Source organism: Mycobacterium sp. IDUB_19 (assembly GCF_055419445.1).
Genome location: NZ_JBVAXR010000005.1, coordinates 1 through 14,251 on the forward strand (window position 1 = coordinate 1; position 14,251 = coordinate 14,251).

Here is a 14,251-nt window from a genome sequence, read left to right on the forward strand (position 1 = left end):
TGAGACTGCAGAAATGTTTCGTAACGGCCAGCCCGAAGACATTTCCTTACTTCCGGACATCGGCGAAGCGCTGTAGTCCTCCCCTGAGTCGCTCTCTCGACCGGTGTCCACAACGAACACCCTCGCGCCAGAGGCCAGTGTGGCTAGTGTGACAACGGCAGACCAGCCGTTGGCCCCTCGGCGGAATTAGGGTCGTACGTGCGGGCGTTGGTTGTCGGCAGACGGCAGATCAACGGCGGCAGATAAGGGAGAGCATGAAATTCGGGATCGCGACCTTCGTCAACGACGACACTATCGACACGATATCCCTGGCACGCGCGATCGAAGAGCGGGGTTTCGCATCGTTGGTCATCGCCGAGCACACCCATATTCCGGCGAGCCGGGAGTCTGCCTATCCGATGGGGGGCGAGCTACCGTCGATCTACTACCGGACCCTCGACCCGTTTGTGACGCTGGCCGCGGTGGCTGCGGTGACCTCGTCCATCGAGTTGTTCACCGGGATCGCCCTGCTGATCCAACGCGATCCGATCATCACCGCGAAAGAGGCTGCCAGCATCGACCTGATCTCCGGCGGCCGCTTCGTGTTCGGCGTGGGCGCCGGCTGGAACATCGAAGAGTTGCGCGATCACGGCACGGACCCGAAAACGCGTGGCGCATTGCTCGACGAACGCATCGAGGCCATCAAGGCGCTATGGACAACTGAACCCGCCGAGTACCACGGCAAATACGTGAACTTCGACCCCGCCTACCTTCGCCCCAAGCCGGTTCAAAAACCGCACCCGCCGATCTTTATTGGCGGCGACTCGGATGCCACTGTCAAGCGGGTGATTCGCCATGGCGCGGGTTGGATATCCAACCCGCTCCCGATAGAGCACCTGACCAAACGCATTGATCAACTGCGCGAGGGCGCCGGACGCGATGTTCCACTGGCAATGTTCGGCACGCCGGCCGACCCCGACTATTGGCACGCTGCCGACGGCTTGGGTTTCGATCGACTAGCACTGCTGCTGCCCACCAAGCCGCTCGACGAATCGCTTCGGTTGCTCGATGAGTACGCCGCAAAGGTGGACAAGTACCGCGGGTAACAGTGGCATTCACGTCAGCTCGGCTGAGGACTGCTGCCAGTTCGTCAAGCGTCGGGGTCCGGCGCCCAGCGCGGCGGGCGTGCATCTGGCCTGGGTGACGACCGGGCGGCCGCCAGTGCCGCCGTGCGCTCACCGTTGATCGCGGTCAGCGGTGGAGGCTGGCCCTTGCGCAGCGTCGCGATCAACTCACGGTAAGGGCCGATGACGTAGACGGTGTCGCCGGCTTTCAGTCGGGCGTCACGACGAGGGCGTAGCCGAACCGGCCCTTCCGGTCGTGTGATCGCGATAACGCGCGTTTGGGTCGATAAATCGACCATCCGCAGCCCATCGAGCTCGCTGCCCGCCGCCACGAGCATCCCGCCCACCATGAAGGAACGCTGCCCGACCCAAAACGTTCCGAGCACCTGCAGGCCCATCGCGGCGCCGATGAACCAGGGAGCCGCGAGGTCGACGATCGACCGCACATTTTCGAAGCCGAACCGCCGATTTATCGCCGTGCCCAGCGCGCGGCCTTGAACGCGCATCACGATCGGCACCTTGGTATCGGATCCCAAGATCTCGAGCAGGACGATCCCGGTCTCGATGTTCTGCATGTCGTGATGGGTCACCACTGTCACCCCGCGGGCGCGTTCGACGCGCGCCGATTCCAGTGTCTGGCGCATCGTCGAATCTCCGAAGATCACCGGCACGTCGAGTTCGGCCACGGTCGACAGGTAGCGGTTGTTCTCGTCCTGCTCGATGACCAGGACGTCGTATCCGGCAGCGGTCAGATCCCGCACGACGCGGATGCCCACCGAACCCAGTCCGACGACGACGACGTGACCGCGCATATGACGCGCCCGTCGGAGTCCGGCCGTTTGAACGAAGCGGCGGGACAGCAATAGGTCCGCAAGGAACGCGACGATAATCGCGGTGACGATCGCGCCGCCGAACATCAACGCGACAGCGAACAGTCGTAGTAACGCGGGTTGGTGGGCGAAGCTGAAATCGCCATAGCCCACGGTCGTAATCGTCTCGGAGGCGAAGTACAGGGCGTCGATCCACGACATCCGCGGGTTCCGATAGGTGCAGAACAGTACGGCTGTCGAGCCGAGCGTGAAGAGCAGCGTCAATGCCAACGAGGGAAGAAGCAGTGGGTTCATATCTTCGCGCATCGCGCGCGCGGCATCGATCGCGCGTCGCACCCGCGACTGGCTGGAACGGGTCGGGGTCGGCGGAGGCACGGCAAGGCCTCGGGCCTCCAATTCGTCTTTGACGCCGATCATCGAGGTCCAGTCGCCCTTGTACACGCCCAGATCCCGTCCCGGACAGGGCACCACCTCGCCGGGGGAAGGCGAATTCTTGCCATGGACCACCGCCACCGGCGCCAGGTCGCCGTAGATCTCGCGCAGAGTCCCTTTATGTGGTGCCTCAGCTCCCCAGACAACGAACTCGATGCCGGCCGTTTGGAACTGGTGGGCGTTGCGCGACAGCGCGGCTTCGATGAGGGATGGTGCCGCCAGGTCGGCGACATCCAAGATCGCGCCGGGGCCGTTAACGGCGGTCACCGCTTCGCGCAGCACATCGTTGGCCAGCCGTGCGACGATGCGCACGGTGGAGCTATATTCCCTTGCTAGCAAAGCTATTTCGAGGTTAACCGCATCATTGGGCCCAGCGCAGACGACGGCGCGCGCGCGATGCACCCCGGCGCCCAGGAGATCGGCGGCCGTGTTGATCTTGATTATCCGCGCGCCCGCGCCTCTTAGCTCCTCGGCGATCATCTTCGACAGCGCGTCGTCACCGCTAACGATGATTTCGCGATGAAATTGAAAGATCTCGGCCATTTCGCGGGGTCGCTTAGTACGTTCGTCGCCAGGGTCGATCGCGACAACTAGCCGACAGAGAACTGCCGTAACTGGTCCGGCTGTTCGCCATTCTGCTGTGGCTTTGTGCTCTGCGCCATGAATACTCCGACCTCTGCTGACACCAGCGCCCGCTGGCTCATATGACTATCGAGCACAACGCCGGATAGTGCCACCGGAGAGCGCAACGGCGTTGTCCTATTGAGGCGCAACAGGTTCGACTTGGGCTTGTCACGCAAACGAAATAGTTGAGGCGTAGAAAGCGCTGTCGCGCTACTAAGCAAAGGAGCATTTCTTGTCCGAAAAGACGCCCGACGACATCTTCAAGCTCGCCAAGGATGACAACGTTGAGTATGTCGATGTCCGCTTCTGTGACCTGCCAGGCACCATGCAGCACTTCACAATTCCGATTTATGTCTTCGACGAGACCGTGTTCGAGGAAGGGCTGGCCTTCGACGGCTCCTCGATTCGCGGGTTCCAATCGATCCACGAGTCCGACATGCTGCTGCTTCCCGATCCGGAAACCGCGACCATCGACGCGTTCCGTGCCCGCAAAACGCTCAACGTGAACTTCTTCGTGCACGACCCCTTCACCCTCGAGGTGTACTCGCGTGATCCGCGCAATGTCGCCCGCAAGGCGGAGAACTACCTGATCAGCTCTGGCATTGCCGACACCGCGTACTTCGGCCCGGAAGCCGAGTTCTACATCTTCGACTCGGTGAGCTTCGACTCGCGCACCAACGGCTCGTTCTACGAGGTCGACGCGACGTCCGGGTGGTGGAACACCGGAGCAGCGAGTGAGCCCGACGGCAGCCCCAACCTCGGCTACAAGGTCCGCCCCAAGGGCGGGTACTTCCCGGTCGCCCCCACCGATCACTACGTCGACCTGCGCGATGAGATGCTCACCCACCTGACCAACGCCGGGTTTTCTCTGGAGAAGGGCCACCACGAGGTGGGCAGCGGGGGACAAGCCGAGATCAACTACAAATTCAACACGCTGCTGCACGCGGCTGACGACCATCAGATGTTCAAGTACATCGTCAAGCAAACCGCTTGGCAGGCCGGCAAATCCGTAACGTTCATGCCCAAGCCGCTGTTCGGTGACAACGGCTCCGGCATGCACTGCCACCAGTCGCTATGGCAGGACGGCGTCCCGTTGATGTACGACGAGACGGGCTACGCCGGCCTATCGGACACCGCTCGGCACTACATCGGCGGGTTGCTGTACCACGCGCCGTCGTTGCTGGCCTTCACCAACCCGACGGTGAACTCCTACAAGCGGCTGGTTCCCGGCTACGAGGCCCCGATCAACCTGGTGTACAGCCAGCGCAACCGCTCGGCATGCGTGCGTATCCCCATTACCGGCAACAACCCGAAGACCAAGCGGCTGGAGTTCCGCTGCCCCGACTCATCGGGCAACCCGTACCTGTCGTTCGCGGCCCAGTTGATGGCCGGGCTGGACGGAATCAAGCACAAGATCGAGCCGCCGCCGCCGGTCGACAAAGACCTCTACGAGCTGCCGCCCGACGAGGCCGCAGAAATCCCGCAGGCTCCGACCCAGCTGGCGGCGGTGATCGACCGGCTGGAGGAAGACAGCGAATATCTCACCGAGGGAGGCGTTTTCACACCCGACCTGATCGAGACGTGGATCAACTACAAGCGCGACTACGAGCTTGCGCCGTTCAATCTCCGGCCGACCCCATACGAGTTCGAGCTCTACTACGACGTATAAAGCACGTGTCGTCGACAGGACAACGACGGCAATCTGTAGGAAAATGGTCGGGTGCGGGGGATTCTTGTGCTTGCGATATTTGCTGCCGTAGTTGCCGTGGCCGTGCCGGCCCAGGCCGATCCGGGGCCGGATGCGAACTTTCTGGCCGAGCTGAACAAGGCCGGCATCACCTATCAGACGCCGAGCGTCGCCATCGGTGTCGGCAAGAGGGAATGCGCACTGATGGACCAGGGCATTCCCGAGGGTGACGTCATCAAGACCGTGTCGGAGAGCAATCCGGCATTCAGGGGGGACGCCGCCGCCGAGTTCACGAACATCGCGGTGAGTGTTTACTGCCCTCAAGATGCCGGGCAGCCAGCTGCGCAGCTAGCGCCGGCTGTGTAGCCAAGGCTGATATCGCTGTGCGGCAAAGTATTTCGTAACCTGCTACGGGGTGGGGCTGACGGATTGGGCTTCTCCGGCCGGCCGCGCGCGCAATTCGGCCGGTAGGCGTTTGAACCCGTGCAAGGTCACCAGCTCGAGTGGTTTGGGCTGCTCACGCAGGCTCAGACTCGGGAACCGGTCGAACAAGGTGCGCAGGGCGATGACGCCCTCTACTCGTGCCAGGGCCGCGCCGAGGCAACCGTGTATGCCGGAACCGAACGCCAGGTGTTCTCGCGCGTTGGGTCTGGTGATGTCGAACCGTCCGGGGTCAGTAAAGACGCCTGGGTCGCGGTTGGCGCCGCCCATCAAAAGCACCAACATCGTCCCGGCGCGGATGTGCTCGCCGCCGATCTCAACGTCGCGGCGTGCGGTGCGTACGAGCATCTGCACTGGGCTTTCGAACCTCAAAATCTCCTCGATTGCGGCGGGCCACAGTCCCGGATCCTCGCGCAACAAGGCTAACTGCTGGGGATGCTCGAGCAGCAGGACGATTCCATTGCCGATCAGGTTCACCGTCGTTTCGAACCCGGCGCCGACCAGAAGTGCTGCATTCGCGGCGAATTCGCGGTGGGTCAGTTCGCCGCCGGCGGCCACCCGGCCGAAGGGATCGTCGCCCGAGTCGCCCGCACGCGCCCGTTCGATGAATTGTGCGGCATAGCGGTCGACCTCGCGCAGACGGTCGATGGCGTCGCGAAATGTCTTCCAGCTGGTACCGAAATCCAGCAGCGGCGCCAAGCTGTAGCCCCATTCGCGCACTTGCGGTCGCGCATCGATTGGTAGCCCGAGGATCTCGGCAATGACGGCCACCGGCAGTTCCGTCGCGAAGTCGGCGACCAGGTCGGGTTGCGTTTTGCGCTCCAAACCATCGAGCAGTTCCGCCGTGATCTCTTCAACTCGAGCGCCGAGCCTGTCGATGGCTCGCGGTGTGAAGCTCTGTGCGAATAGGCGCCGGTAACGGGTGTGATCGGGAGGATTCGTCATCACCATCGCCGGCCGCTCCACCGGATTGGGCAGGCCAGGATCTGTTCGATCCAGCAACGCCGGAAACGGCTGGGGGAGAGGCGCGTTGACGAGGTTGGTGGCACCGAACGCGGCGTCACGCAACACCGTACGGCAGATTTCGTGGTCGGCGCTTACCCACACGAATGGCCGCTGCACCAGGCGGCCCTGAGTTCTGATGTCTTCGACCAGCCGATACATCTCGTCTCCGCTGGCGCGGCCCAGCAGAAACCGGGCCAGCGGCTGTCCGCGGCGAGCCTGCACCGCCAAGAATGCGCGCGGCGCACCGTACCTCGCCATCCAGCGAGCCCAGATGCTCGTCCGCACAGCGATCCCTTTCGCACCAACGGTGAATCTTTGCCGGAACATATCACCGGTGTTCGTTGCGTCGCACCGAGACCGCGCCATCGCGTCCGGCGGACGTATTTCACAGGTGGGACATAGCCGTTCCTCACGCTAGGGGAGCACACTGTCAGCAGATCCAGATTGGCCGGGGGATGAAGAACGCGTTACGACAATCGAGCCACGGATTGGGGGGACCATGAATTACCAGATCGATTCGGTTGCTCAGCACGAGTCCCGCGTACCGGTCGGCCAAGACAGGCCTCGGCTGCGCGGTTGGATCCACCTCTACTGCGCCGTCGGCGCCTTCTTTGCGGGTACTGCGCTGGTGGTGCTGTCGTGGGCGCTGGAGTCCAAGCGCGCCGGGCACTCGACGCTGACATATACCTTGGCGATTGTGGCGATGTTCGCCGTCAGCGCCATTTACCACCGCGTCCACTGGGAGTCGGCCACCGCCAGAAAATGGATGCGACGGCTGGACCACTCGATGATCTTCGTGTTCATCGCCGGCAGCTACACACCGTTCGCGAGGCTGGACATGCCGCGCGGGACGGGATACGTGGTGCTGGCGATCGTGTGGGGTGGTGCGGTGGCAGGGATCGCGCTGACGCTGTTTTGGCCGTCAGCGCCTCGGTGGCTGGGAGTAGCGCTGTACCTGCTACTTGGCTGGGTCGCGATCTGGTACACGCCGCTGATCCTGCATAACGCCGGAGTGGCCGCGACCGTGCTGCTGGCTGTCGGCGGCGCGCTGTACACCATTGGTGCGGTGTTCTACGGGCTGCGCCGTCCCGACCCGTGGCCGAGGACCTTCGGCTATCACGAGGTCTTCCACGCTTGCACCGCAGTGGCCGCGATCTGCCAGTACATCGCCATTTGGTTCGCCGTCTTCTAGAAACGCCACCCGGGTTAGGGAAGCGATATCGCGTTTCAGAAGTGGCCTAGCCCAACGATTGCGGCAAGTAGCCTCTGTTGCTATGCCGGTGGCTGCTCGGGCGTTGTCCGCGATCTGCACATTACTGCTGGCTATCACCGGTGTCGGGGCAACAGGCAAGGCGCGTGCCGAGCCCGGCAGCCCGGGAGTGAGCGACAGGGTGGTGGGCTGGGACACCTACCGGCGACTGGATCGGCTGCCGTATCTGAGCGCCGACGCGCAGACGCTGCAGGTGTCGAGCTTCGACCGCAGCGGTGGGGATTTCGACATCTCCACGGGCAATAAGAACGGCAACGGTGGATGTCTGGCGCCCGGTGGCGCCGGCTGTGTGGTCGCGGAGGATCACGGTGCCGGAGAGGTCGATTCGATCTGGTTCACTCGCGACGGCGGCAACGTGCGTGCGATCGGCGCGATTCGCATCGAACTGGATGGCCAGACGGTGGTCGACGCTCCATTGCAGTCGTTGGTCGACGGTGCGCTGGGTGCGCCATTCGTGTGGCCGCTGGTCGCCAACGCCGCGCAGTCGCCGGGCGGTGTCTACGTCAAAGTGCCGATGCCGTACCGGCAGTCGATGCGGATCAGCGTCGCATCGCATTTGGAGTACTACCACGTCGACTATCGCCAGTTCTCCACCGCGGACGGCGTGAGTACTTTCTCGCCGGCCGACCGCGCGCTCGATGTGGTGGCCACTCTGCGGGCCGCGGGGACCAGGGACCCCAAACCAGCAGAACCCGCTGCGGCGCATACCAATCAGACCGTCGAGGTACCCGCCGGTGCTGGAACGACGATCGCGGAAGCGGCTGGGTCGGGCATGATCTCGGCCCTGCGCCTGCAGCTGCCGGAACCGACCGATCAACTCTTGACAGGTCTGCGGCTTCAGATCGAATTCGACGGTCAAACCATGGTCGACTCGCCGCTCGGGGAATTCTTCGGCGCGGGCCTGGGCGCCAACGACGTGCGATCGCTGATGTTCGCCGCAACCCCACAACCCGATGGGTCGTTGTCGTTCTCATGTTGGTGGCCAATGCCTTTCGCCCGCACAGCACATGTCACCCTGGTCAACACCACCGGCGATCCCGTGTCCGGAATCGACAGCGAAGTCGTCACCACTCCCGACCCACAATGGGCGCCCGCGTTGGCCGGCGGCAGCGCGGGCTACTTCACCGCGCGCTCGCACGCCGGACCAACGACGATCGGTCAGGACTGGTTGTTCGCTGATGAACAGGGCCATGGAAAATTCGTCGGCGTCAGCCACACCATCCGTGGTTCGAGGATCAAGACGTCGTTCGGCGACGACGCCCCGTACTTTCTCGAAGGCGCCGAACGCGGCTACACGGACGGTTCCGCATCGCCGCAGTGGTACGGCACCGGCACCGAGGACTTCTACGAGGGCGGTTGGTATTTCAAAGACGGCACCCGGTACAGCGACCCACTCACCGGCCAACCCGATCGACGTACGGCGACTGGCGGATGCGCGGACTACTGTGTCGTGGTCTACCGGCTGATGCTCGCCGACGCTGTCGGCTACCATTCCGCGCTTCGATTCGGCATTGAGCACGGCAAGCGCAACATGGTCCAACCCGACTACAGCTCAACGGCATTCCTCTACGCCCAACCGAACGCCACCACTACTCCCAACGACGACGTCACTCCCGGCGATCCCGTGAGTCGATTCGTGCACGGCTACACCGACACCGACGCTGACGACCAAGTACTGATCAGCCAATACGAGGGCAGCGACGATACCCGCCCCATCGCCGGATTGGTCCGCGCCACCCACGCCGCGATCACGTTCGGTGTCCACATCGATCCGGACAATCGCGGCGTCCTGGTGCGCCGCACCTCGGACCAGGAAATCGGTTACCAGTCAGCCGATGTCGCCGTCGACGGCGTGCCTGCCCGAAATTGGTTACAGCCACGCAGCAACGATTCACACCGCTGGCTCGACGACACCTACTTCGTGCCGGAGTCCCTCACCGCCGGCAAAAACCTCGTCACGATCACGCTCACACCCACCCCGGACAGCCCGCCCTGGACCGCCAGCCGCTACCACGTCGACACACTGACGGGGCCATCCCAGCGGGTACCCTCCAACGCCATGGCGGGGACGCGATGAGTGCAGGTATCTTCGGGCTCCTCGACGACGTCGCGGTTCTGGCGCGACTGGCGGCCGCCAGTGGCCGCGCGACAGCCAAGGCGGCCGGCGTGATCATCGACGACACCGCCGTGACGCCGCAGTACGTTCACGGCATCGCCGCCGAGCGTGAGCTGCCGATTATCAAGCGCATCGCGATCGGATCCCTGCGCAACAAGCTCTTTTTGATCCTGCCCGTCGCGATGTTGCTCAGTCAGTTCGCGCCCCGTCTGGTGACCCCGCTCCTGATGCTCGGCGCGGTCTATTTGTGCTACGAAGGCGCGGAGAAGGTGTGGGCGAGCTTCCGCGGTCATGACGCCCACGCGGCGCCGGCGGCCGAGGATGTCCTGGTGGCCGGGGCGATCCGGACCGACTTGGTGCTGTCCGCCGAGATCATGGTGATCGCCCTCAACGAGGTCGCCGACCAGGCGTTCGTGCCGCGGTTGATCATCCTGATCGTTGTTGCCGTGCTCCTCACCATTGCGGTGTACGGCGTCGTGGCCGTCATCGTCAAAATGGACGACGTCGGCTTGCACCTCACGTCGACTGCATCTCGAATCGGCCGGCGGCTCGGCCGGGGCTTGGTCGCGGCGATGCCCAGACTGCTTTCAGCGCTCTCGGGCACCGGAATGGTGGCGATGCTCTGGGTCGGTGGACACATCTTGCTCGACGGCAGCGATCACCTGGGCTGGCACGCCCCGCGGGGCCTGGTTCACCACGCCGAGCACCAGGTTGGCCATGCCGTCGATTCCTTTGGTGGAGCGCTGGCCTGGCTGCTCAACGCCGCGGTGTCCACGGTGATCGGGTTGATCGTCGGATTCGGGGGATTCGCCGTCGTAGGGCTGCTGTCACTGGCCCGGCGAGGTCGTTAGGGCCCGCTACCGACCAGGTTGCTGTTCTGCGGGCAGTAGGCGTGGACGGAGATGGTCACGTACGTCTCGGCGTCTTTGGCCAGCCCGGGGTTGCTCGTCCGGAAATCTGCGATTATCTGCTGCACCGTCATGCCCAGACGGATGTTCTCGCACACCATCTTGCCGTTGTAGATGGCGGCGTCGGGATTGGCGAACGAGATTCCCCGGTCGTTGAGGGACTGAACGTACTTGTTGTCCTGATCCGGTGTCGACACGATCGATGACGGGGCCGCCGTCGCTACCGGGCCGGATGTCGTGGGAGCCGGACTCGCCTTTGACGTCGGCACCGCGGTAGGTGAGGGTGCTGCGGCTTTCGGATGCGAGGTCAACAGCGAACGCCCCAAGACGATCGCGCCGGCAACCACGAGCCCGGCCGCGAGCAGAGCGGCGGCGGTCCGCCACGTCGACCGCCACGATCGGCGCTGGTTGGCCGCCTCGCGCGGGGTCTCAACGTCGTCGTCGCGGGACCACGCGAGGCCGGCCGAGTTCGCGGAAGTAGCGGCCTCGGGTTCCGCGGAAGTGGGCGCGGCAACGGTCTCGTGACCGCCCAGCCCGGCAGTCTTGTCGGTAGCTGGTACCGGCTCGGACATGACGGCCATGGTAGCGGCCGTGGACGACGACTCGGGGTGCTAGTCGGGCGCCCGCGTGCCGAGTAGCTCACGGACCTGCGGACGGGTGCCCTCAGACCGAAGCAGGAAACTGGCCGGCCGCGGGCGCACTCGCAGCGGCCACCAGAACCAGCGTCCCAGCAGCGCGGCGATGGACGGCGTCATGAACGCGCGCACGATCAAGGTGTCGAACACCAAGCCCAGACCGATAGTGGTCCCGATTTGGCCGATCACCCGCAGGTCGCTGACGACCATCGAGGCCATGGTGACGGCGAAGACCAGGCCCGCTGCCGTGACGACCTTGCCGGTACCGCCCATCGCCCGAATGATGCCGGTGTTGATACCGGCGGCGAGTTCTTCTTTCATTCGGGAGACGAGAAGCAGGTTGTAGTCGGATCCGACGGCCAACAGAATGATGACGGACATCGGCAATACGAGCCATTCCAACCCCAGCCCGATAATGTGCTGCCAGAGCAGCACGGACAATCCGATGGATGCCCCCAGCGAAGTCACGACCGTACCCACGATCACCATTGCCGCCACAAAGCTTCGCGTGATCATCAGCATGATCGCGAAGATGAGGCAGAGCGACGCAATCCCGGCGATCATGAGATCGTATCGGGAGCCGTCGTGCAGGTCTTTGTAGGTCGCCGAGACGCCGCCGACATAAATGTTGGTGTTCTCCAGGGGTGTCGACTTAAGCGATTCCTCGGCCGCGCGTTTGATCTGCTCCACACGCGCGATGCCTTCGGGAGTGGCAGGATCGCCGCGGTCCGAAATGGTCATGCGCGCCGCTTTCCCATCCGGCGACATGAACAGTCCCATGACCCGCTGGAAGCTGGGGTTCTGGAAAACCTCGGGCGGCAGGTAGAAGGAATCGTCGTTCTTCGCTGCGTCGAAAGCCTCGCCCATCTCCGTCGAGATATTGCCCTGTGAGTCGGCCTGGCCGATGATCCCGGTCATGGTGGAATGCATGGTCAGCATCATGGTGCGCATGCTCTTCATGGTTTCGATCTGAATCGGAAGCTCGGCGGCGAGCTTCGGCATCAGCACGTCGATCTTGTCGATATCCACCACAAGTTCGCCCAGCTTGTCGTTGATCTCGTCGATACCGTCGAATGAATCGAACAACGATCTGATCGCAAAGCAGACGGGAATGTCGTAGCAGTGCTTTTCCCAGTAGAAGTAGCTACGGATCGGCCTCAAGAAATCCTCGAAATTCGAGATCTGATCGCGGATTTCGGCCGTGATTCCCTGAACGTCATGTGTTTTGCCGGCCAGGTCATGGGTGACGGCGTTCAGCTCAAGAATCAGGTGGTACAGCGTTGTCGTGATTGCGATCGTTTTGTTCAGTTCATCGGCCTGCTTGAGCATGTCGTTCATGCGGGCCTTTTGGTATTCGAGATTGACCATCTGGCTCGCGTTCATCACGCCCAACCTGAACGGAATGGTGGTGTGCGCCATGGCGGTCCCCGAGGGGCGAGTCACAGATTGCACTCGGGAAACACCTGGAACCGCGAGGACGCCCTTGGCCAATCGCTCCAATATCAGAAAATCGGAGGGATTGCGCATGTCGTGATTGGCTTCGATCATTACGAACTCGGGCAACATCCGGCCCAGCGGAAAGTGCCGATTTGCGGCCGCATATCCCTGGTTGGTCGGGAGGTCATCGGGCAGGTACACGCGGTCGTGGTAGTTGGTGGTGTATCCCGGCAGCGCGAGCAGGCCGACAAGAGTGACGGCGCACGCTGCGGCGAAAATTGGCCCCGGCCAGCGGACGACCGCCGTGCCGATCCGTCGCCAGCGCCGCACCGTGATCCTGCGCCGGGGCTCGAACATGCCGAATCGGCCGCCGATGGCTAGGACTGCGGGAACCAGCGTGAGCGCAATCGCCACCGCAACCAGCATGCCCACCGCGCAGGGGATACCGATTGTCTGGAAATAGGGCATCCGGGTGAAACTGAGGCAGAAGACCGATCCGGCGATCGTCAAACCGGAAGCTAAGACAACCTTCGCCGTTCCGCGGTAGGTCGTGTAGTAGGCCGTCTCCAAGTCTTCGCCGGCCTGGCGAGCCTCTTGATAACGGCCGACGAAAAAGATTCCGTAGTCGGTTCCCGCCGCGATCCCGAGAGTGATCAGCAGATTGACGGCGAAGGTGGAAAGGCTGATGGCGCCGGCATTCCCGAGGAATGCGACGATCTGGCGCGCGACTTGCAGCTCTATCCCGACCATCAGCAGCACCAGGATGACGGTGCCAACAGAGCGGTAGACGAGAAGCAGCATGGCGAAGATCACCACCAGGCTCACGATGGTGACCTTGAGGATTGTCTTCTGCCCGCTGTGATTCAGGTCCGAAATGAGCGGGGCGGGGCCGGTGACATAGACCTTGACCCCTGCCGGAGCGGGCGTGCGCTCCACGATGTCGCGGACGGCATCGGCCGACGCGTTCGCCATGCTCGTGCCTTGGTTGCCGGCCAGCTTCAACTGGACGTATGCGGCTTTACCGTCCTCGCTTTGCGCGCCACCCGCCGTGACGGGATTGCCCCACAAGTCCTGGATGTGTTGCACATGCTTCGGATCGTTTTCCAATTGACGGAGCAACTGGTTGTAGTAGTGGTGAGCATCGTCGCCCAGAGGCTGCTGGCTCTCCAACACGATCATCGCCAAGGCGTCCGAATCGGATTCCTTGAAGTCTTGGCCCATGTGCTGCATCGCCTTGATCGACGGCGCATCTTTGGGACTTAGCGATACCGAACGCTCCTGCTCCACTCGCTCGAGCGAGGGCACGCCGATGGTCACGATGACGGTGAGGGCCAGCCACGCCAGGATGATGGGCACCGACAACCGATGGATCGTCCGCGCGACGCGGGGCGTACGACGCCCGCCGTCCACGCGTTGATCGGTCATGCGGCCCTCAGGCGGCAGGAGTTGTCGGCGTTCACGTCTGGTGCGATCACGGTTGACCACGCCATCCACCCCAGTGCGCCAGCAGCTGCTGTCACTATTGCTCGTCTCCTCTGGTGATGCAGTCGCCCCGCCCCCGAGAGCAGGTGATGTCAGGCAAGGCTTCCAAAGTCTCTCATTGATGCATCGGCGGCAACACGAAACCTATTACACCTGACCGTAGCGGCCTGGCGTCCCCCGCGCCCCACGGGGCGATGACCTGCGGTAACCGTATATGTCGATGAGTGGGATGGCGGCACCCCTGATGGACAAGTAAGTTCGCGGGCAGGCTAATCGGGGCT

General features: G+C 63.3%; 10 protein-coding genes. 6 read left to right on the forward strand and 4 right to left on the reverse strand.

Annotated features, from left to right (window positions below; translation table 11 throughout):
- Positions 1-254 precede the first annotated feature (254 nt).
- A complete protein-coding gene (locus ACZY0B_RS06305) occupies positions 255-1,085 on the forward strand; it encodes an LLM class F420-dependent oxidoreductase (protein WP_463763180.1) in 831 nt (276 codons plus the stop codon).
- Between the two features lie 44 nt (positions 1,086-1,129).
- Here the strand turns inward: ACZY0B_RS06305 and ACZY0B_RS06310 are convergent, their stop codons facing one another.
- On the reverse strand, positions 1,130-2,908 hold the full coding sequence (locus ACZY0B_RS06310; RefSeq protein WP_463763181.1) for an NAD-binding protein: 1,779 nt from the start codon (positions 2,906-2,908) through the stop codon (positions 1,130-1,132).
- Between the two features lie 313 nt (positions 2,909-3,221).
- Here ACZY0B_RS06310 and glnA point away from each other — a divergent pair, with 313 nt between their 5' ends.
- Positions 3,222-4,658, forward strand: a complete 1,437-nt coding sequence (gene glnA, locus ACZY0B_RS06315) for a type I glutamate--ammonia ligase (RefSeq protein ID WP_463763182.1) — start codon at positions 3,222-3,224, stop codon at positions 4,656-4,658.
- 96 nt (positions 4,659-4,754) lie between these two features.
- Positions 4,755-5,042 (forward strand): DUF732 domain-containing protein, encoded by a 288-nt coding sequence (locus ACZY0B_RS06320; protein WP_463763183.1) that lies wholly within the window; start codon positions 4,755-4,757, stop codon positions 5,040-5,042.
- 42 nt (positions 5,043-5,084) lie between these two features.
- Here the strand turns inward: ACZY0B_RS06320 and ACZY0B_RS06325 are convergent, their stop codons facing one another.
- The gene (locus tag ACZY0B_RS06325) at positions 5,085-6,407 is read right to left on the reverse strand and encodes a cytochrome P450 (protein ID WP_463763184.1); all 1,323 of its coding nucleotides are present in this window, start codon (positions 6,405-6,407) and stop codon (positions 5,085-5,087) included.
- A gap of 214 nt (positions 6,408-6,621) precedes the next feature.
- Between ACZY0B_RS06325 and trhA the strand changes: the two genes are divergently transcribed.
- The 3 genes from trhA to ACZY0B_RS06340 all read left to right on the forward strand — a co-directional run bounded on the left by trhA (position 6,622) and on the right by ACZY0B_RS06340 (position 10,359).
- Positions 6,622-7,314 (forward strand): PAQR family membrane homeostasis protein TrhA, encoded by a 693-nt coding sequence (gene trhA / locus ACZY0B_RS06330; protein WP_463763185.1) that lies wholly within the window; start codon positions 6,622-6,624, stop codon positions 7,312-7,314.
- Positions 7,315-7,396: 82 nt separating this feature from the next.
- Entirely contained in the window at positions 7,397-9,469 is a 2,073-nt protein-coding gene (locus ACZY0B_RS06335; RefSeq protein ID WP_463763186.1) for a glycoside hydrolase family 172 protein, read from the forward strand.
- Positions 9,466-10,359, forward strand: coding sequence for a DUF808 domain-containing protein (locus tag ACZY0B_RS06340; RefSeq protein ID WP_463763187.1), 894 nt, complete (start codon positions 9,466-9,468; stop codon positions 10,357-10,359). The genes ACZY0B_RS06335 and ACZY0B_RS06340 overlap by 4 nt, the downstream gene beginning before the upstream one ends.
- Here ACZY0B_RS06340 and ACZY0B_RS06345 read toward each other — a convergent pair.
- Both ACZY0B_RS06345 and ACZY0B_RS06350 read right to left on the reverse strand, forming a co-directional pair.
- Entirely contained in the window at positions 10,356-10,988 is a 633-nt protein-coding gene (locus ACZY0B_RS06345) for a DUF732 domain-containing protein (protein ID WP_463763188.1), read from the reverse strand. The two genes, ACZY0B_RS06340 and ACZY0B_RS06345, sit on opposite strands and share 4 nt — an antisense overlap.
- 39 nt (positions 10,989-11,027) lie before the next feature.
- Positions 11,028-13,913 (reverse strand): MMPL/RND family transporter, encoded by a 2,886-nt coding sequence (locus ACZY0B_RS06350; protein WP_463763189.1) that lies wholly within the window; start codon positions 13,911-13,913, stop codon positions 11,028-11,030.
- Positions 13,914-14,251: the final 338 nt, after the last annotated feature.

Coding starts and splice junctions, on each gene's coding strand:
- ACZY0B_RS06305 (WP_463763180.1), top strand. CDS start 255: ATGAAATTCGGGATCGCGACCTTCGTCAACGACGACACTATCGACACG.
- ACZY0B_RS06310 (WP_463763181.1), bottom strand. CDS start 2,908: ATGGCCGAGATCTTTCAATTTCATCGCGAAATCATCGTTAGCGGTGAC.
- trhA (WP_463763185.1), top strand. CDS start 6,622: ATGAATTACCAGATCGATTCGGTTGCTCAGCACGAGTCCCGCGTACCG.
- ACZY0B_RS06335 (WP_463763186.1), top strand. CDS start 7,397: ATGCCGGTGGCTGCTCGGGCGTTGTCCGCGATCTGCACATTACTGCTG.
- ACZY0B_RS06340 (WP_463763187.1), top strand. CDS start 9,466: ATGAGTGCAGGTATCTTCGGGCTCCTCGACGACGTCGCGGTTCTGGCG.
- ACZY0B_RS06345 (WP_463763188.1), bottom strand. CDS start 10,988: ATGTCCGAGCCGGTACCAGCTACCGACAAGACTGCCGGGCTGGGCGGT.
- ACZY0B_RS06350 (WP_463763189.1), bottom strand. CDS start 13,913: ATGACCGATCAACGCGTGGACGGCGGGCGTCGTACGCCCCGCGTCGCG.